Raw genomic sequence first — 18,172 nt, forward strand, 5'->3', positions numbered from 1 at the left:
CCGCGCGGAGCCGCCCGGGGTCAGGAGGCCAGGAGATCGCAGAGGAGGTCCAGCGCGCGGGCGAAAGCGTGTTCCGGCGGGGAGCCGTAGCCGATCACCAGGGCGGGTGGTGCGGTGGGCGGAGCACCGAAGGTGGTGAGGGTGGAGACGGCGAGGCCGCGGTCGCGGGCGCGGGACAGGAGGGTGGGCAGTCCGGGCGCCTCCGGGGGCAGTTCGAGGACCGCGTGCAGGCCGGCCGCGATGCCCGAGACGCGGACGCGGGGGGCGCGCTCGGCCAGCGCGGCCACCAGACGGTCGCGGCGCCCGCGGTAACGCAGCCGCATCCGCCGCACGTGCCGGTCGTATGCCCCCGAGGTCAGGAACTCCGCGAGCGTCAACTGGTCGATGACCGGCGTGTGGTGGTCGGCCAGCCGCTTCTCCCGGACCACCGCCCGCAGCAGCTCCGGCGGCACGGTGATCCAGGCCAGCCGCAGCCCCGGCGCCAGGCTCTTGCTTGCGGTCCCGGCGTAGACCACATGGCCGGGCGCGAGTCCCTGCAGCGCTCCCACCGGCTGCCGGTCGTAGCGGAACTCCCCGTCGTAGTCGTCCTCGATCACCAGCCCGCCGGTGGTCCGCGCCCATGTGGCGACGGCGGTCCGCCGCTGCGGGGAGAGTTGTACCCCGGTCGGGAACTGGTGAGCCGGGGTGAGCAGCAGCGCGTCCAGGCCGGGCCCGAGGTCGGTGAGCCGGGCGCCGTCCTCGTCCAGCGGCAGCGGCACGGTCCGCAGCCCGGCCGTCCGCAGCAGGGTGCCGGTGTCCGGGAAACCCAGCGTCTCCACGCCGATCCGGCGGGCGCCGCGGCCGTACAGCACCCGGGCCAGGATCCCCACGGCCTGTACGTATCCGGTGCAGATCACCAGGTGTTCGGGGTCCGCGCGCACCCCGCGGACCCGGGCGAGATAGGCGGCAAGGGCGGTGCGCAGTTCGGGGCGGCCCCGCGGGTCGGAGTAGCCGAACGCCTCGCTGGGGGCCGCGGTCAGCGCCCGGCGGGCCGCGGCCGACCAGGCGGTGCGGGGGAAGGCGGACAGGTCGGGGGAGCCGGGCCACAGCGAGTACGGCAGGCCGGTCGGATCCGGTACGAGATCGGGGCCCACGGCCGGCGGCACGTGCGGCGCCCCGGGCCGCCGGTGGGCGGCGGGCGGTGCCTCCGGGCGCGGCGCGACCGTCGTGCCAGAGCCCTGACGCGCGGTCAGCCAGCCCTCGGCGACGAGCTGGCCGTACGCGTCGGCGACCGTGTTGCGGGCCAGGCCGAGGTCGTGGGCCAGGACCCGGCTGGACGGCAGCCGGGTGCCCGGGGTGAGGCGGCCGTCGCGTACGGCCTCCCGCAGGGCCGTCTCCAGGGCGGCGCGGGAACGGGTGCCGGCGAGGTCGAGCAGCAGGTCGTGGCCGGCGGTGCGGTCGGGGGTTCCGGCGGCGGAAGTGGCCCAGTCGTTCATGGGGCAAGTGGACCACGGGGGAGAGCCACTTGCTGACTAGCGTGGACATATGACGACGACCGAGACCGCCGCGCCCACCGAGACCACCGCGCCGAGCAAAGCCACCGAGACCACCGACCCGACCGGGACGACCCACCCCGCTGATGAGACCGTCGCGCCGCCCGCCCGGCGGATCGACCTGATGGACAACGCGGGCGACTTCTACCAGGCGATGTTCGCCCTGGACAAGGCCGCGGCCCGCGGCCTCGACCCCGTGGTGAGCGAACTCGTCCGGGTCCGCTCCTCGCAGCTCAACGGCTGCGCCTACTGCGTCGACAAGCACTCCGCGGACGCGCGCCGCGCCGGGCTGACCGAGCAGCAGCTCCACGGGGTGCCGGTGTGGCGCGAGACCCCGTTCTTCACCGCCCGGCAGCGGGCGGCGCTCGCCCTGGCGGAGGCGGTCACCCAGCTCGGCCCGCACGGCGTGCCCGACGAGGTCTACGACGAGGCGGCGGCGCTCTTCGACGCGGACGAGCTGCCGCGGCTCATCGCGATGTGCGTGACGATCAACGCCTGGAACCGGATCGGCGTCACCTCGCGGATGTCACCGGCGACCCGGGCGTAACGGGCGCCGGGGCGGGTTCGCCGAACCGGGCCAGGGCGAGGGCGCCGAGCACGGCCAGTACGAAGCCCGCCACCGCGGCCGGCGCCCACCCGTCCCGGGTCCGGTCGCCCAGCGCCAGCACCCCGACCAGCGCGGGCCCCACCGTCTCGCCGATCACCATGCCCGCGGTGGCCGCGGTGACCGAGCCGCGCTGCAGGGCGGAGGTCAGCAGCAGGAAGGCGGCGGCGCCGCCGAGCACGACGGCGTACGTGGCCGGGTTCGTGAACAGCGCCGCCGGGCGGAGCGTGCCGATGAGGCGGACCGCCACCTCGACCACGCCGAAGCCGAAGCCGGCGCCGAGGCCGAGGGCGGCGGCCCTGGACTTTCCGGGGAGGCGCCCGGCGGCGGCGCCCACCGCGGGGATCGCGGCGGCCGCGGCGAGGGTGCCCCAGCGCAGGGCGGCGCCGCCGGTGCCGTCGCCCTCGGTGCCGGAGGCCAGGCCCAGCAGGGCGAGGCCGCCGCAGACGGTGGCGACGGCGGTCCACTCACGGCCGGCGAGCCGCGTGCCGAGCACGCGGCTCGCGGCGACGGCGGTGACCGCGAGGCTCGCGGCGAGGGCGGCGCCGACGGTGTAGATCGGCAGCGACCGCAGGGCGATCAGTTCGAGGACGAAGCCGCCGGTGTCGAGGCCGAGACCGGCGAGGTACTTCCACTGCCCGAGGGCGCGGGCGAGCAGGCGCGCGTCCACCCCGGAACCGGTCCCCGGCTCGGCGGCCCGCGCCCCCGCGGCCTGCAGCACCGACGCGACCCCGAAACAGACGGCCGCCCCGAGCGCGGCCAGCATTCCCGTAAGCACGGCCCGACTGTAGGCGTCAGCGCTCCCCCTCCCGCCGTCCCCCTCCCGCGGTCCCCCACCCCGGACCGTGATCACCGGCGGGGCCGGGACCCGGGTTCTAGCTGCTCAGCACCGACCTGAGCCGGGCCAGGCCCCAGTCCAGGTCCTCCTCGGTGATGACCAGCGGCGGGGCGAGGCGGAGCGTGGAGCCGTGGGTGTCCTTGACGAGGAGACCGCGGGTGAGGAGGCGTTCGGACAGCGCGCGGCCGGTGCCGAGGGAGGGGGCGACGTCGATGCCCGCCCACAGGCCCCGGCCGCGCACCGCGGTGAGCGGGCCCGTGCCGTCGCCGAGGAGTTCGCGCAGCTCGGCGTGGAGGCGGGCGCCCAGGGTGGTGGCCCGCTCCTGGTACTCACCGGTCCGCAGCATCGCCAGCACCTCAAGGCCCACCGCGCAGGCCAGCGGATTGCCGCCGAAGGTGGAGCCGTGCTCCCCCGGCCGGAAGACCCCGAGGACGGCACGCGAGGAGACGACCGCGGAGACGGGGACGACGCCGCCGCCCAGCGCCTTGCCGAGCACGTACATGTCCGGCACCACGCCCTCGTGCTCGCACGCGAACGTGGTGCCGGTCCGCCCCAGCCCGGACTGGATCTCGTCGGCGACGAAGAGCACCCCGCGCTCCGCGGTGACCCGCCGCACCCCGGCGAGGTAACCGTCCGGGGGTACGAGCACTCCCGCCTCGCCCTGGATCGGTTCGAGCAGCACCGCGACGGTGAACTCGTCCACCGCGGCCTCCAGCGCCGCGAGGTCCCCGTACGGCACGACGGTGAAGCCGGGCGTGTAGGGGCCGAAATCGGCGCGCGCCTCGGGGTCGGTGGAGAAGCTGACGATGGTGGTGGTGCGCCCGTGGAAGTTGCCGGCCGCGACGACGATCTTCGCCTTGCCGTCGGGCACGCCCTTGACCTGGTAGCCCCACTTGCGGGCGGTCTTGACCGCCGTCTCCACCGCTTCGGCCCCGGTGTTCATCGGCAGGACCGTCTCCATGCCGCACAGCTCCGCGAGCTCCGTGCAGAACCGGGCGAAGCGGTCGTGGTGGAAGGCACGCGAGGTGAGCGTCACCCGGTCCAGCTGGGCCTTGGCGGCGGCGATCAGCCGCGGATTGCCGTGCCCGAAGTTGAGCGCCGAGTACCCGGCCAGCATGTCGAGGTAGCGGCGCCCCTCGACGTCCGTCACCCAGGCGCCTTCGGCGGACGCCACGACGACCGGCAGGGGATGGTAGTTGTGCGCGCTGTGCGCCTCGGCCGCCGCGATCTCGCGGTCGGTGGCGGTGGCACGGGCGGCCGCGCCGGAGAGGGTGGTCACGTGCGTACTCCGTTCGTTGTGCGTCAGGAGACGGGCCGGGCCCGGAGCGGGGCGGGGTTGGTGCCCCTTTCTATCGTCGCTCCCCGGCCGTGGCGTGAACTTTACGGCGAACCCCGCCGCGCGTCGCAGATACGGCGGCACACGGGAATCCGTCAACAGGGGTGTGGGCGGGCGGGACCGACCTGAGAGAATGGACGTATGGCCTCTGAACGCATCCCTGGGCGTCCGCGCGCCCTCTCCGGCATCCAGCCCACCGCCGGCTCCTTCCACCTGGGCAACTACCTCGGTGCGATCCGCCAGTACGTGGCGTTGCAGGAGACCCACGACGCGTTCTACGTGGTGGTCGACCTGCACGCGATCACCGTGCCGCAGGACCCGGCGGAGCTGCGGGCCAACACCCGGCTGGCGGCGGCGCAGCTGCTGGCCGCCGGGCTCGACCCGGAGCGGTGCACGCTCTTCATCCAGAGCCATGTGCCCGAGCACGCGCAGCTCGGCTGGGTGATGAACTGCATCACCGGCTTCGGCGAGGCGTCCCGGATGACCCAGTTCAAGGACAAGGCCGCCAGGCAGGGCGCCGACCGGGCCACCGTCGGCCTGTTCACGTACCCGATCCTCCAGGTCGCGGACATCCTGCTCTACCAGGCCGACGCGGTGCCGGTCGGTGAGGACCAGCGGCAGCACATCGAGCTGACCCGGGATCTCGCGGAGCGGTTCAACGGCCGCTTCGGGCCGACCTTCACCCTCCCGCAGCCGCACATCGTGCGGGAGGTCGCGAAGATCTACGACCTGCAGGACCCGACCGCCAAGATGAGCAAGTCGGCGGCCTCCGCCAAGGGCCTGATCAACCTGCTGGACGAGCCGTCGGTGTCGGCGAAGAAGTTCCGCAGCGCGGTGACGGACACCGAGACGGTGATCAGGTTCGACGAGAAGGAGAAGCCGGGCGTCAGCAATCTGCTGACCATCCACTCGGCGCTGACCGGCACCGGAATCGCCGAACTGGAGGAGCGTTACGCGGGCAAGGGCTACGGTGCGCTGAAGACGGACGTCGCGGAGATCTTCGTGGCGTGGGTCACACCGTTCCGGGAGCGTACGCAGGAGTATCTGGGGGATCCGGAGACCCTGGACGCGGCGATGGCCAAGGGGGCCGAGAAGGCGCGGGCGGTCGCCGCGGAGACGCTGGCGGCGGCGTACGACCGGATCGGGTTCGTACCGGCGAAGCACTGAGGTTCGCCGCCGGGGGAGGGCCGGGAGACCGGCCCTGAGACGGGGGGAGGCCCGTGCGGGCCGGGGGCCCGCCGGGGAGGAGTGGCGCGTGCCGGGAGTTGTGACACAGCTCGCTGTCCGGCGCGCGCTTCTCCGCGCGACACTGAGACACGGGTTGCCCGAGTTTGTCACCGACGTGGGGAAAGGGGTGAAACGCAGTGGGAAGCGACGTGGGTACCACCATGATCGGCGTCTCCATCGCTGTCCCGGAGCCGTACGGGCGGTTGCTGCAGGACCGGCGGGCCTCGTTCGGGGACCCGGCGGCGTGCGCGATCCCCACCCATGTGACGCTGCTGCCGCCCACCGAGGTGGCACCCGCTGAACTGCCGGTGGTCCGGCAGCACCTGGCGCAGGTGGCGCTCGCCGGGCGGCCCTTCGTGATGCGGCTGGAGGGGACGGACACCTTCCGGCCGCTCTCGCCGGTGGTGTACGTCCGCGTGGCGGACGGCGGCGGGGCCTGCGCCGAGCTCCAGGAGCGGGTACGGACGGGGCCGCTGGCCCGGGAGCTCCAGTTTCCCTACCACCCGCATGTGACGGTCGCGCACGGCATTCCCGAGGCGGGACTCGACCGGGCGCAGGCGGAGTTGGCCGGCTTCACGGCGGGCTGGACGGCGGCCGGGTTCGCCCTCTACGTCCAGGGCGAGGACGGGGTCTGGCGCAAGATCCAGGACTTCCCGTTCGGCTGCCCGCCGTCCCTGCCCCAGCAGCAGGGCGCCCGGACCCCCACGCGTATCTGAACCCTCCCCGGGGCCCCGCCCGCGGGGTGCCGGGGCGGGCGGGTCAGCCGGGGCGGTGGGGCGATCCGCCGGGACGGCGGGCGGCTACAGCGGCAGGCGGCGGAAGACCGCCCGGGGAAGGTGCCGCAGCGCGCTCATCACCGGGCGCAGCAGCCCGGGGACCCAGATGGTGTCGGCCCGGCGGCGGAGCCCGGACTCGATCGCCTCGGCGACCGCGTCCGGCGTGGTCGCCAGCGGCGTCTCCGGAAGGCCGGCCGTCATCTTCGTGTGCACGAAGCCGGGCCGGACCACCAGCACCTGCACGCCGGCCGGGCGCAGCGCGTCGCCGAGACCCTGGGCGAAGGCGTCGAGCCCCGCCTTGCTGCTGCCGTAGATGAAGTTCGAGCGGCGGGCCCGCTCGCCGGCCACCGACGAGAGCACGACCAGCGACCCGTGCCCCTGGAGCTGGAGCGCCGCGCCGCACACCAGCGCCGCCGACACCGCCCCCGCGTAGTTGACCTGTGCGATCCGGGCCGCGGCCACCGGCTCCTGCTCGTCGCGCGCCTGGTCCCCGAGCACCCCGAACGCCAGGACCACCGCGTCCACGTCCCCCTCGGCGAAGACCTTGCCGAGAACCTCCTCGTGGGACCCGGGGGCGAGCGCGTCGAAGGGCACGACATGCGTCTGCGCGCCGAGCGTGCGCAGTTCCGCCGCCGCCGCGTCCAGCCCCGGTGAGGGCCGGCCTGCCAGCCACACCGTACGGGTGCGCCGCCCGATCATCCGCCGGGCTGTCGCAAGACCGATCTCCGAGGTCCCGCCGAGCAGCAGCAGCGACTGCGGTGCCCCGAATGCGTCCTTCACGTGCGTACTCCCTCGCTCGTAGGAACTCGTAGGACTCGTTGGTCCTCGTCGGGCTGGTTGGAACTCGTTGGAACTCGTCGGGCGTGAACCGCTGGACCGGCCGGTGCGCGGGGCCGGGTCAGAGCCCGAGCCGCCGGGCCAGGTCCGAGGTGATCGCGCCCCGCGGGTCGTGGCGGGCCCGCAGCTCGCGGAAGTCGTCGAGCCGCGGGTACATCCGGGCCAGCATCTCCGGCCGCAGCCGGGAGTCCTTGGCGAGGTAGACCCGCCCGCCTGCCCCGGCCACCTCGTCGTCCAGCTCGTCCAGCAGCGCCCCGAGCCCGGAGAGCGACGCCGGGATGTCCAGCGCCAGCGTCCACCCGGGCAGCGGGAAGGAGAGCCACCCGCGGTCGCCGTCCCCGAACCGCTTGAGCACCGCGAGGAACGACGGACAGCCCCGGGTGCTGAGCTTCCGGACGATCCGGCGCAGGGCGTCCTCCTGGCCGTAACCGACCACGAACTGGTACTGGACGAAGCCGCTGCGCCCGTAGATGCGGTTCCACTCCGGCAGTCCGTCCAGCGGATGGAAGAACGTGGCCAGCTTCTGCAGCTGCCCGCGGCGCTCGCGGGGTGCCTTGCGGTACCAGAGTTCGTTGAAGAGGCCGACCGTGGTGCGCCCGAGCAGCCCGTCCGGCAGGAAGCGGGGCGCGGCCGGCAGCCGGCCGGGCCGGAAGGCGAGCGGGGCGCGGCGGGCCCGGGCGGGCAGCGCGTCCAGCGGGGCGTGCTCGCCGCGGGTGAGCACCGCCCGGCCGGTCCCGGCGCCGCGGGCCAGCAGATCGATCCAGGCCACCGAGTAGCGGTAGCGGTGGTCGCCGGTGGTGAGCCGGGCCATCAGGTCGTCCAGATCGGTGGCCCGTTCGGTGTCCACGCTCATCAGCGAGGTCTCCACCGGCAGCAGCTGGACGGTGGCGGCGAGCACCACCCCGGTGAGCCCCATGCCGCCGGCCGTGGCCCAGAAGAGCTCGGGCTCGTCCTCCGGGGTGACCAGGTGGGTGCGGCCGTCACCGGTGAGGAGTTCGATCGCCCGCACATGGCGGGAGAAGGACCCGGAGACGTGGTGGTTCTTGCCGTGGATGTCGGCGCCGATGGCCCCCCCGACGGTCACATAGCGGGTGCCGGGGGTGACCGGTACGAACCAGCCCAGCGGCAGCAGCACCTCCATCAGCCGGTGCAGCGACACCCCCGCGTCGCACACCACCAGGCCGTTCACCGCGTCGATCTCGTGGATGCGGTCCAGGCCCGTCATGTCGAGGACCGCGCCTCCCGCGTTCTGCGCCGCGTCGCCGTAGGCCCGGCCGAGCCCGCGGGCGATGGCGCCGCGGCCGTCGCACGCACGGATCGCCGCGGCGGCCTCCTCGTACGACCGCGGGCGCAGCAGCCGCGCGGTGGTGGGGGCGGTACGGCCCCAGCCAGTGACGGAGGCGGCGGTGCCCGATGCGGCGGCAGTCGGGGCGGGGGAAGCGGGCATAGCGGTGACGGTATAGCCGATAGGCGGGTCTTATGCAGAGAATTGCCGAGAATGAGTCTTATGCGGCTTTTCTCACCGGAAAGGGCGAACGGCGGGGCGTGAGGCGGGTGCTCGCACGGTAAGGCTCCCTCGTCCGGTGTGACCGGTATGTCCGTATGCAAAGCATTCCGGTTCGGCTGGGCAGACCGACCGTCCCAGCACCCCGAGGGAGAACCGCGGTGCGTTACCCCGACTCCGCCGTCGCCTGGCGCGCGGACCACCACCTGCTCACCGCGCTGCGCCGCTGCGGCGCCGACCCCTATGTCGCCGGCGCGGCCCGGGCGCTGTCCTGGGCGGGGGAACACGGCGCTGTGTGGCTGGCCGCGGGGCTGGCCGGCGCGGGCGCCGACCCGGTCAGGCGCCGCGCCTGGATGCGGGCCACCGCCCTGGTCGCCGCCTCGCACGCCACGTCCATGGTGGTCAAACGGGTGGTCCGCCGTCCCCGGCCGCCGGTGGTTCCCCTGGTGAGCACCGCAGGACGGCACAGCTTCCCCAGCTCGCACGCCGCCTCCGCGACCGCCGCCGCCTTCGCCTTCGGCGCGCTGCTGCCGGGCGGCCCGGTCCCGCCGATGGCCGCCGCGATGTGCGTGTCCCGGCTGGTGGTGGGCGTCCACTACCCCACCGACGTCGTCTGCGGCGCGCTGCTCGGCGGGGTGATGGCCCGGCTGGGCCGCGGCTGGTCACTCGCGGGGGTGCGCGATGACTGAACCCACCGCAGCGCTCATCGACGAGAGCGGGCGCGCGGCCGGCCTGGTCCGCAGGCCGGCCGGCTCCGCGCTCGCCCTCGCCGCCGGGCTGCTGCGTACCGCCCGACCCCGGCAGTGGATGAAGAACGGCCTGGTGCTCGCCGCGCCCTTCGCCGCCGCCCGGCTGCTCACCGGCGCCGAGGTGGTACGGCTCGCGGTGGTGCTGGTGCTCTTCACCGCGTGCGCCGCGTCCGTCTACCTGATCAACGACGCCCGGGACGCCGAGGCCGACCGGGCACACCCGGTGAAGTGCCTGCGCCCGGTGGCCAGCGGCCTGGTGCCGGTCGCCGCCGCCTACACCGCGGGGGCGGCGCTCGCGGTCGCCGCCTTCGCCACCGCCGCGATGGCCTGCAACCCGGACACCGCCGCCCTGCTGGCCGGTTACGTGCTCATGCAACTCGCCTACTGCGTCTGGCTGAAGCACATCCTGGTGGTGGACCTGGTGATCGTCACCACCGGCTTCCTGATGCGGGCGATGGCCGGCGGGGTCGCCCTCGACATCCAGCTCTCCCGGTGGTTCCTGATCACCTCCGGCTTCGGCGCGCTCTTCATGGTCGCCGCCAAGCGCTACTCGGAACTGGTACTGGTCTCCGCCCGGCAGGACGTCGGCGCCACCCGCGCCCTGCTCGGCTCGTACACCACCGGCTATCTGCGCTTCGTCTGGCAGCTCGCGGCGGGCGTCGCGGTGCTGGCGTACTGCCTGTGGGCGATGGAGACCGGTGGCCGGCCGCACGGACTGCTGCCCTGGCGGCAGTTGTCGATGATCCCGTTCATCCTGTCGGTGCTGCGGTACGCGGTCTTCGCCGACGCCGGTTCTGCCGGGGCGCCCGAGGACGTGGTGCTGCGGGACCGGGCGCTGCTGCTCATCGCGCTGGGATGGGGCGTGCTGTACGTCCTGGCCGTGGTCAACCAGTGAGAGCCGGCCGGCTGCCGCTGCCCGAGCTGATCGGGTTCGCCCTGGCCGGAGGCGCCGCCTACGCCGCCGACCTGGGACTGTTCATCTGGCTCCGCGGCCCGGGCGGCCTCGGCCCGCTCACCGCGAAGGCGCTCTCCTTCCTGGCCGGCTGCACGGTCGCCTACCTCGGCAACGCGCTCGGCACCTACCGCGGACGCGCCCCGGCGGCCGGCCGGGCCCGCCGGTACGGGGTCTTCTTCGCGGTGAACATCGCCGGCGCCCTGGTCCAACTGCTCTGCCTGGGGTGCTCGCACTACCTGCTCGGGCTCACCGCGCCGCGCGACGACCTCGTCTCCGGGCTCGGGGTGGGGATGGCCCTGGCCACCGCGCTGCGGTTCTGGGGGACACGGACGCTGGTCTTCGGGACCGGGCGAGCCGGCCGGGGGGCGGCGAGAGTGCCCAGGACACAGGGGGGTAATGGTCCGACATGGACTGGTTGACCCGGCTGCCCTGGATCGGTCCGCGCGTCGCGCGGCTGCTGCGCACGCATGCCTACCGGGCCTTCGACCACCTGCAGGAGGTGCACTGGACCCGGCTCGCGGCTGCCATGACCTTCACCAGTTTCCTCGCCCTGTTCCCGCTGCTCGCGGTGGTCGCCGCGATCGGCGCCGCGCTGCTCTCCCAGCACCAGCTGGACACGCTGGAGCACAAGATCACCGAGCAGATCCCCGGTATCGCCGACCAGCTCGACATCAACGGCCTGGTCGCCAACGCCGGCACCATCGGGGTGATCGCGGGCGCCGCGCTGATCTTCACCGGTATCGGCTGGGTCGGTTCGCTGCGGGACTGCCTGCGCGCGGTGTGGGGGAGGGACAACGACAAGCAGAACCCGGTGAAGGCGAAGCTGCTGGACGCCGGCATCCTGCTGGGACTGGGCGCCGCCGCCCTGGTCTCGCTCGCCGCCTCCGGCTTCGCCACCGCAGCCGTCACCTGGGGCGTCGACCGGCTGGGCATCGCCCACAGCGGCCCCGGCCCGGTGCTGCTCACCGTGGTCGGCTTCTGCCTCGCGGTCGTCGCGGACTTCCTGATCCTGGTCTACCTGCTGACGCTGCTGCCGGGTGTGGAGCCGCCGCGCCGCTCGGTCGCGCTGGCGGCGCTGATCGGCGCGGTCGGCTTCGAGCTGTTGAAGATCCTGCTCAGCAGCTATCTGCAGGGGGTGGCGGGCAAGAACGTCTACGGTGCCTTCGGCACGCCGGTGGCGCTGCTGCTGTGGATCAACTTCATGGCGAAACTGCTGCTCTACTGCTCGGCCTGGACGGCGACGCCGATTCACGCGCCGCGGGCCGGGGAGGAGCGGGCGGGGGACGAGCCGGCCGGGGAGGAGCGGGCCGGGGACGGGAAGGCGGCCGCCGGTGCGGCCGGGCAGCCCGGTCCGTCCGGTCAGCAGGACCGGACGGACCACCAGGACCGGACGGAGCGGGACGGGCGGGACGAGCGGGAGGACGTCGGGACCCCGGCGCGGGAGGTCAGCGGGCCCTTCGGCGTCCCCGCGGGCCCCACCGCCGACTCCGGGGCGCACCGCCAGGACCGTCCGGACCTCCAGGGCTCCCGGCACGCTGCCGGCCACCCGGACCATCCGGACCACCGACCTCCGACGGAAGCGGGCGGCGGCGCCGCACGACGATGATCACCAGTGCGAGCACCAGCACGGTGGCCGCCGCGATGCCCACCGCGATCCACATCCCCCGCGAGGAGGACGTCGAGGCGCTGGCTGACGCGGTCGCCGCGTTGTGCTGCTGCGGGGAGCCCGACGGCTTCGGGGCCGCGGTGTGCGGCACCTTGCTCAGCGGCGGCACCAGCGTGCCGACCGGCTGGACGGCCGGGCCCGCCTTGAACCCCCAGTCCAGCAGGGACGCGGCCTCCCGGTAGACCTCGTCGTGCACCTTGGCCGACGGGGTCATCACGGTGACCAGCAGGGTGCGGCCGTTGCGCTGGGCGACCCCGGTGAAGGTGGCACCGGCGTTGGTGGTGTCGCCGTTCTTCACCCCCGCTATCCCGGGGTAGCGGTCCAGGTCGTAGTCCCCGCTGAGCAGCCGGTTGGTGTTCCCTATGGCGAAGGACTCGCGGACCTTGGTCGGCTTGCCCTTCTTGTCCTTCTTGTAGTCGCCGGGGAACTGGGCGTTCACCGTCGAGCAGTACTCGCGGAAGTCCGCGTTCTGCAGGCCCTCGCGGGCGAAGAGCGTCAGGTCGTAGGCGCTGCTGACCTGGCCGGGCATGTCGTAGCCGTCGGGTGTGACCACATGGGTGTCGTCGGCCTGCAGCTCATGGGCTTCGGCGTTCATGTCGGCGACGGTCCGCGGCACGCCGCCGTTCATCGCGGACAGGACGTGCACGGCGTCGTTGCCGGAACGCAGGAAGACGCCGAGCCACAGGTCCCGCACGGTGTAGCTGAGGTTCTCCTTGATGCCGACCAGGCTGCTGCCCGCGCCCATCCCCTGGAGGTCCGAAGGGGCGACCTTGTGCGTCTCGGTCTTGGGGAACTTCGGCAGCACGGTGTCGGCGAAGAGCATCTTCAGCGTGCTGGCCGGCGCCAGCTGCCAGTGCGCGTTGTGCTCGGCGAGCACCGAGCCGGTCTCGGCGTCGGCCACGATCCACGACTTCGCGGTCAGCTTGGCGGGCAGCGCCGGGGTGCCCGGCGCCAGATTCACCTGGGTGCCGGGCACCCCGAGCCGGTCACCACCGACTTTCGACAACTGCGCGGGGGGCGTGGGGGTCGGTGTGGGCTTCGGTGCCGCGGCGGCGGTGCCGGCGAAGACCGTTCCGCCGAGCAGCGCGGCGATCACGGACACGGCCAGGGCGGTACGGCGCGGAGCGGTCGTGGTGGAAAGCACCCGCCGAACGTACCGCCCCAGCGCGCCCACCTGACCCACCGGGGGAGCCCGGAGCGGGGTGAGAAGTGCCACGTGCCCGCGTATGTCCTGTCCTGTCCGCGGCTGCCGCCGCGGGGGGGCGTCCCGTGCGGCCCCGGCGGGGGCGGCACGGCCCGGCGGCACCCCCGTCGGGCCGGCGGGGGCGGGCATCGCATACTGGGGCGTATGAAGCTCAGCCGTCGGGTGTCGTGGTTCCTGGTCGCGTTCGGGGTCTGGTCGTGGATCGTGTGGACCACGTTCGTGAAGAACCTCTGGCACGACACGAGCGGGCTGGCCTTCCACCACGGTGACCACGCGTCGCCGACCGCGTACTTCTGGATCCACCTCACGCTCGCGATCGTGTCCACGGTGCTCGGGACGGCGATCGGCGTGCTCGGCGTCAAGGGGCTGCGGGCGCTCCGGCGCGCGGCGGACGCGCCCGCCCCGGTCCAGGCGCCGCAGCAGGAGCAGCCCGTGGGGTCAGGTCAGCAGCCATGACGCGCTGAAGCCGTTGTCGAGCCGGGGCCACAGCTCGTGGTCGCCCAGCGGGTGCAGCGTGCGGGCAACCGCCGCCAGGTCCCGGCTGGGGTCGGTGGTGGGCGGTACGTCGGTGGCGTCCGCGCTGGGCGGCAGGTCGCCGGTGGGGTCCGTGGTGGGCGGGGGATCGTCCTCGGTCAGCGAGAGCCGGAGCAGGACGCCGCCGCGCCGCTCGGCGTAACCGGTGAAGCCCGCGCCACCGAGCCGCCAGGCGGCCGGCCCGGCCGGCGTGCAGGAGGTCAGCGGCAGGTCGACGGTGTCACCCTCCGGCCAGCTGTTCTCCGGCGCGGTCGCGTAGTTGTCGATCACCGGAAGCCCCCCGCAGGTGCCCGCGGGTTACCGGGCGAAGGGGGGTGGGTTCTTGGGGTTGTGGTCGGGCTGGGGGTGGGTGGTTGGTTGCGCGCGCAGTTCCTCGCGCCCCTGTCGGGGCGGTGGGTTGCCTTGCGTGTGGGACGGGGTGCGGGTTTTGAGGGGCGCGGGGAACTGCGCGACCAGCCACGATGTCGCGGCGCTGTGCCACCGGGCGGAGGGGGCCGTTCGGGCTGGGCCGTCCCCCTACGGTGCCCTCGCTACGCGCCTGAGGACTTGGGGAGGGGGGTGCGGCCGATGGTGGGGAGGATGAAGTCCTGGATCAGTCCCTTGGCGTCACGGACGAGAGGGCGGAAGACGCGGTAGCGGGACAGGGCGATCAGGCGCGCCACCAGCGGAGTGGAGCGGCGGACGAACTCCCGGGTGCGGGCGGTGTCCGGGGTGCGGTCGAAGACCCAGTAGAGGACGACGATCATCAGGTGCAGCCAGAGCAGATCCGGGAGCAGCTCCGCGAGTTCCGTGTCGAGCTTGGGCGCCAGGTCGGACCCGGTGAGCACCTCGCGGAAGAGGTCGACCGCCGTGGCCCTGGCCGGGTGCGACTCGTTGGAGAACGGGCTCAGCGAGCTGCCCGGGTCCGCCGCCGTACGGAAGAACTGCGCCGCGAACTCGTGGTAGCCGGCCGCGCAGTCCAGCCAGGAGGCCAGCGCGATGTCCAGCCGTTCGGCGAAGTCCCGCACCCCCTCCATGCGGGACGTCGCGTCACGGGCGTGGTCGTGCGTCACCAGGTCGTAGAACCCCTGGATCAGGAATTCCTTCGACTCGAAGTAGTAGTAGGCGTTGCCGACCGAGACCCCGGCCTCCTGGGCGATGGCCCGCATGGTGGTCTTGTCGTAGCCGCGCTCCTGGAAGAGCCGCATCGCGGTCTCCAGGATCACCGCCCGGGTCTGCTCGCTCTTGCCCGTCTTGGGCCGGGCCCGCCCCCCGGGCAGCTCCTCGGCCTCGACGGCGGGCGGTTCGGCGGCAGTGCGGCTGTGCTTGTCCTCCACCCGGCTGAGCCTAGTCGGCCGGTGGACAACCGTCGGTGCAGTCGTCCGGACCCCTCACGGCCCCGGCCCGGGGCCGGATCAGGGGCCCGCCGGTCACCGGGCGGCGGGTCCGGCCCGCCGGTGCGGAGGTGCGGTCCGGTGGCTCCGGGTTGGCCGACGCTCACCGCCAGGTAGACCACATAGGCGACGACGTTCATGTTCATGACGCGTCCCACCCCCTCCGAGAGAATTCTGAACGTGTTCAAACTTGCTGACGGCATGACTGTAGTCCTCTTTTTGAACATGTTCAACGTCGGATCGGGAAAAGGGCCCGGCTCCGTCGGGGGAACGGAACCGGGCCCGGTAGGGGGAGTTGGGAGGAAGCGGCCGACGGGGGGTCGGTCGATTTGACGGGGGGTCAGTCCACCTCCGCCGTGGCAGGCGGCAGCCCGGACGCCAGCAGCGTGTAGCGGCCCGGGTAGAGGTTCCCGAAGGCGTACCCGCCGTCCGGCCCGGTCCGTACCGCCGCCACCTGCCGGCCCTCCGCGTCCTGCAGGACGACCTCGGCGTCCGCGGCCGGCCCGCCGTCCGGGTGGCGGACCGTGCCCGTGAGGGTGCCGGTGCCGGCCAGCCGCAGATCGAGGTCCACCGGCCGGTCCGCGGTGAGCACGCTGGCCGTCTGCGGGTGGTGCCCGTCGGCGTTGGCGACCAGCACGTACGAGCCCTGACCCGGCGTCGGCAGCTGGTACGTACCGTCCTCCGCCGCCCTGGCCCGGCCCACCTGGCGGCCGTCCGAGCCGATCAGCGTGAGCTCGGAGCGGGGCACCGGCAGCCCGGCGGCGCCGGTCACCCGGCCGCGTACCGAAGGCCCCGCCGGCGCGCCGCCGGCCGGCCCGACCGGGCCCGCGTCCCCCACCGCCCCGCCCGCGTCCTCCTCCGGCTCGGCCGCCTCCACCGCCAGGTGCGGCAGCCGCCGGTCGAGCCAGCCGGGCAGCCACCAGTTCGCGGCGCCGAACAGGTGCATCAGCGACGGGACCAGCACCGTACGCAGGATGAACGCGTCCAGCGCGACCGCCCCGGCGAGGCCGAGGCCGAACATCGCCAGCACCCGCTGGCCGCTGAGCACGAAGGCGGCGAAGACGCAGATCATGATGACCGCGGCCGAGTTGATCACCCGGCTGGTCTCGGCCAGCCCGACCCGTACCGCCCGGGCGTTGTCCCGGCTGTGCACCCACTCCTCGTGCATCCGGCTGACCAGGAAGACCTGGTAGTCCATGGAGAGCCCGAAGAGGAGCGAGAGCATGATCACCGGCAGGAACGCGTCGATCGGCCCCTCCCGCCCGGCGATGGCGCCGCCCCAGCCCCACTGGAAGCAGGCCACCAGCACACCGAAGGACGCCGCCGCCGCGACCAGGTTCATCACCGCCGCGGTCAGCGGCACCAGCAGACTGCGGAACGCCACCAGCAGCAGCACGAAGCCGAGCACGATGATCACCGCGATGAAGAGCGGCAGCTTGCCGAAGAGGACGGTCGAGAAGTCCCGGAAGATCGCGGTCTGCCCGCCGACGTACGCCCGCATGGTGCTGCCGCGTTCTGCGGCCGGCACCACGTCGTCCCGCAGATGGTCGATCAGATCGGAGGTGGCCTTGTCCTGCGGGGAGGTGGTCGGCACCGCCTGGACCAGCGCGACCGTGTCGCCCGGTTTCATCGGCACGGCCGCCGCGTACGCGATCCCGTCGGTGGCACGCAGCCTGGTGACCAGGCCGTTCAGCGCCGTCCGGTCGGCCTGCGTGGGCACCTCGGCGAGGATGGTCAGCGGGCCGTTGAAGCCCGGCCCGAAGCCCCCGGCGAGCATGTCGTACGCCTTGCGGGTGGTGGTCGTGGTCGGGTTGTTGCCCTGGTCGGAGGAGCCCAGGCGCAGCGACAGCGCCGGGATCGCCAGCGTCGCCATCACCGCCACCGCGACCACGGCAGGCCAACGCGGGTGCCGCTGCAGGAAGGACGACCAGCGGGCCGCCGTGCCGGTCGCGGCCGTCAGCTCCGGCCCGTCGGCCGCCAGCCGGCGCCGCTGCCGCCGGCTGAGCACCCGCATGCCGAGCACACCCAGCAGCGCGGGCAGCAGGGTGACGGCGGCGGCGACGGTGATCACCACGGTCAGCGCGGCGGCCACCGCCACACCGTTGAGGAAGGTCAGCCGCAGCGTGAACATGCCCAGCAGCGCGATGCACACCGTGCCGCCGGCGAAGAGCACCGCCCGGCCCGAGGTGTTGAGCGCGGTGACCGCCGACTCCTCGGGGCTGCGCCCGCGCAGGATGCCCTTGCGGTGCCGGGTCACGATGAACAGCGCGTAGTCGATACCGACCCCGAGTCCGACCAGGGTGGCCAACTGCGGGGAGAAGTCCGCCACATCCATGCCGTGGCTGAGCAGGATGATCGCCGACGACGAGATGCCGATGCCGAAGAGCGCGGTGACGATCGGCAGCAGCATCCCGAAGAGCGAGCCGAGCGCCAGGAAGAGCACCACGGCCGCGGCCGCGATCCCGACGCCCTCGGCCAGCCCGGGCAGCGGCGCCTCGGCCTGGGCCGGCTTGTTGCCGCCGACCTCGACCGCCAGGCCCTTCGTTCTGGCCTGGTGCGCGGTGTCGATCAGCAATTGGGCCTGGTCGTCGGACATGTCGTTGCCGAGCCTGGTGTACGTGACGGTCGCGTACGCGGTGCGCCCGTCCTTGCTGACCTGCGCGGCGCCCGCCGCGTCGTAAGGGCTGCCGACCTTGCCGACGTCCTTCTGCCTGCCGATCTCCGCCAGCACCGGGTCGATCCGCTGCCGTACCGAGGCGTCGCGCACCGAGCCGGAGTCGACGTGCCAGACCACGGTGTCGCCCTCGCCGGACTGCTCCGGGAGCACCTTGTCCATCAGGTCGAGCACCTTCGCCGACTCGGTGCCCTTGAGCGAGAAGGCGTTGGAGTAACTGTCGCCGAGTGCCCGTCCGGCCCCGCCGACCACCAGCAGGGCGGCCAGCCAGACCAGGACCACCGTCCATTTGTGCCGGAAGCACCATCGCGCCACAGCGGCCACGCTCTTCACTCTCCTGTCGTCGGTACGTTGGTCAACGAG

16 protein-coding genes and 1 pseudogene are annotated in these 18,172 nt (G+C 73.5%); 8 read left to right on the forward strand and 9 right to left on the reverse strand.

Features of this window, described 5'->3' with window-relative positions; genetic code table 11:
• Positions 1-20: 20 nt before the first annotated feature.
• Positions 21-1,475: a MocR-like pyridoxine biosynthesis transcription factor PdxR gene (gene pdxR / locus OG552_RS22485; protein WP_329135684.1), complete on the reverse strand. Its 1,455-nt coding sequence runs from the start codon at positions 1,473-1,475 to the stop codon at positions 21-23.
• Between the two features lie 49 nt (positions 1,476-1,524).
• Between pdxR and OG552_RS22490 the strand changes: the two genes are divergently transcribed.
• On the forward strand, positions 1,525-2,079 hold the full coding sequence (locus OG552_RS22490; RefSeq protein WP_329135686.1) for a carboxymuconolactone decarboxylase family protein: 555 nt from the start codon (positions 1,525-1,527) through the stop codon (positions 2,077-2,079).
• Here OG552_RS22490 and OG552_RS22495 read toward each other — a convergent pair.
• Both OG552_RS22495 and rocD read right to left on the reverse strand, forming a co-directional pair.
• Positions 2,045-2,902 carry a hypothetical protein gene (locus OG552_RS22495; protein WP_329141001.1) on the reverse strand — a complete coding sequence of 286 codons (858 nt, stop codon included), beginning with the start codon at positions 2,900-2,902 and terminating at the stop codon, positions 2,045-2,047. The genes OG552_RS22490 and OG552_RS22495 overlap by 35 nt on opposite strands.
• 109 nt (positions 2,903-3,011) lie before the next feature.
• A complete protein-coding gene (gene rocD / locus OG552_RS22500; RefSeq protein ID WP_329135688.1) occupies positions 3,012-4,253 on the reverse strand; it encodes an ornithine--oxo-acid transaminase in 1,242 nt (413 codons plus the stop codon).
• A gap of 198 nt (positions 4,254-4,451) precedes the next feature.
• Between rocD and trpS the strand changes: the two genes are divergently transcribed.
• The gene (gene trpS / locus OG552_RS22505; RefSeq protein ID WP_329135690.1) at positions 4,452-5,477 is read left to right on the forward strand and encodes a tryptophan--tRNA ligase; all 1,026 of its coding nucleotides are present in this window, start codon (positions 4,452-4,454) and stop codon (positions 5,475-5,477) included.
• A gap of 209 nt (positions 5,478-5,686) precedes the next feature.
• On the forward strand, positions 5,687-6,253 hold the full coding sequence (locus tag OG552_RS22510) for a 2'-5' RNA ligase family protein (protein ID WP_329135693.1): 567 nt from the start codon (positions 5,687-5,689) through the stop codon (positions 6,251-6,253).
• Positions 6,254-6,337: 84 nt separating this feature from the next.
• On the opposite strand, the gene OG552_RS22515 is transcribed toward OG552_RS22510, so the two are convergent.
• Both OG552_RS22515 and OG552_RS22520 read right to left on the reverse strand, forming a co-directional pair.
• Positions 6,338-7,093 (reverse strand): decaprenylphospho-beta-D-erythro-pentofuranosid-2-ulose 2-reductase, encoded by a 756-nt coding sequence (locus OG552_RS22515; protein WP_329135695.1) that lies wholly within the window; start codon positions 7,091-7,093, stop codon positions 6,338-6,340.
• A gap of 118 nt (positions 7,094-7,211) precedes the next feature.
• Positions 7,212-8,597, reverse strand: a complete 1,386-nt coding sequence (locus OG552_RS22520) for an FAD-binding oxidoreductase (RefSeq protein ID WP_329135697.1) — start codon at positions 8,595-8,597, stop codon at positions 7,212-7,214.
• Between the two features lie 218 nt (positions 8,598-8,815).
• On the opposite strand from OG552_RS22520, the gene OG552_RS22525 reads away from it, so the two are divergent.
• From OG552_RS22525 to OG552_RS22540, 4 genes and pseudogenes are all read left to right on the forward strand, one after another.
• The gene (locus tag OG552_RS22525) at positions 8,816-9,343 is read left to right on the forward strand and encodes a phosphatase PAP2 family protein (RefSeq protein ID WP_329135699.1); all 528 of its coding nucleotides are present in this window, start codon (positions 8,816-8,818) and stop codon (positions 9,341-9,343) included.
• Complete coding sequence (locus OG552_RS22530; protein WP_329135700.1) at positions 9,336-10,298, forward strand: decaprenyl-phosphate phosphoribosyltransferase; 963 nt, start codon at positions 9,336-9,338, stop codon at positions 10,296-10,298. Before OG552_RS22525 ends, OG552_RS22530 begins: the two co-directional genes overlap by 8 nt.
• Positions 10,259-10,777, forward strand: a complete 519-nt coding sequence (locus OG552_RS22535; RefSeq protein ID WP_329135702.1) for a GtrA family protein — start codon at positions 10,259-10,261, stop codon at positions 10,775-10,777. Before OG552_RS22530 ends, OG552_RS22535 begins: the two co-directional genes overlap by 40 nt.
• Before the next feature lie 107 nt (positions 10,778-10,884).
• Positions 10,885-11,541, forward strand: a pseudogene (locus OG552_RS22540) (YihY/virulence factor BrkB family protein); the annotation flags it as partial.
• 262 nt (positions 11,542-11,803) lie between these two features.
• Here the strand turns inward: OG552_RS22540 and OG552_RS22545 are convergent.
• On the reverse strand, positions 11,804-13,168 hold the full coding sequence (locus tag OG552_RS22545) for a D-alanyl-D-alanine carboxypeptidase family protein (protein WP_443071000.1): 1,365 nt from the start codon (positions 13,166-13,168) through the stop codon (positions 11,804-11,806).
• A 204-nt stretch (positions 13,169-13,372) separates the two neighbouring features.
• Between OG552_RS22545 and OG552_RS22550 the strand changes: the two genes are divergently transcribed.
• A complete protein-coding gene (locus tag OG552_RS22550; protein WP_329135704.1) occupies positions 13,373-13,684 on the forward strand; it encodes an SCO4848 family membrane protein in 312 nt (103 codons plus the stop codon).
• On the opposite strand, the gene OG552_RS22555 is transcribed toward OG552_RS22550, so the two are convergent.
• The 3 genes from OG552_RS22555 to OG552_RS22565 all read right to left on the reverse strand — a co-directional run bounded on the left by OG552_RS22555 (position 13,667) and on the right by OG552_RS22565 (position 18,124).
• Entirely contained in the window at positions 13,667-14,032 is a 366-nt protein-coding gene (locus OG552_RS22555) for a hypothetical protein (protein WP_329135706.1), read from the reverse strand. The two genes, OG552_RS22550 and OG552_RS22555, sit on opposite strands and share 18 nt — an antisense overlap.
• Positions 14,033-14,292: 260 nt before the next feature.
• Positions 14,293-15,078: a TetR/AcrR family transcriptional regulator gene (locus OG552_RS22560; protein WP_329135708.1), complete on the reverse strand. Its 786-nt coding sequence runs from the start codon at positions 15,076-15,078 to the stop codon at positions 14,293-14,295.
• 397 nt (positions 15,079-15,475) lie between these two features.
• Positions 15,476-18,124: an MMPL family transporter gene (locus OG552_RS22565; protein ID WP_329141005.1), complete on the reverse strand. Its 2,649-nt coding sequence runs from the start codon at positions 18,122-18,124 to the stop codon at positions 15,476-15,478.
• Positions 18,125-18,172: the final 48 nt, after the last annotated feature.

This window comes from Streptomyces sp. NBC_01476, from assembly GCF_036227265.1.
GTDB lineage: Bacteria > Actinomycetota > Actinomycetes > Streptomycetales > Streptomycetaceae > Actinacidiphila.

What these genes read in the sequence shown, in the direction of transcription:
- pdxR (WP_329135684.1), bottom strand. Translation starts at nt 1,475, where the DNA reads ATGAACGACTGGGCCACTTCCGCCGCCGGAACCCCCGACCGCACCGCC.
- OG552_RS22490 (WP_329135686.1), top strand. Translation starts at nt 1,525, where the DNA reads ATGACGACGACCGAGACCGCCGCGCCCACCGAGACCACCGCGCCGAGC.
- OG552_RS22495 (WP_329141001.1), bottom strand. Translation starts at nt 2,902, where the DNA reads ATGCTGGCCGCGCTCGGGGCGGCCGTCTGTTTCGGGGTCGCGTCGGTG.
- trpS (WP_329135690.1), top strand. Translation starts at nt 4,452, where the DNA reads ATGGCCTCTGAACGCATCCCTGGGCGTCCGCGCGCCCTCTCCGGCATC.
- OG552_RS22520 (WP_329135697.1), bottom strand. Translation starts at nt 8,597, where the DNA reads ATGCCCGCTTCCCCCGCCCCGACTGCCGCCGCATCGGGCACCGCCGCC.
- OG552_RS22530 (WP_329135700.1), top strand. Translation starts at nt 9,336, where the DNA reads ATGACTGAACCCACCGCAGCGCTCATCGACGAGAGCGGGCGCGCGGCC.
- OG552_RS22535 (WP_329135702.1), top strand. Translation starts at nt 10,259, where the DNA reads ATGGGGCGTGCTGTACGTCCTGGCCGTGGTCAACCAGTGAGAGCCGGC.
- OG552_RS22550 (WP_329135704.1), top strand. Translation starts at nt 13,373, where the DNA reads ATGAAGCTCAGCCGTCGGGTGTCGTGGTTCCTGGTCGCGTTCGGGGTC.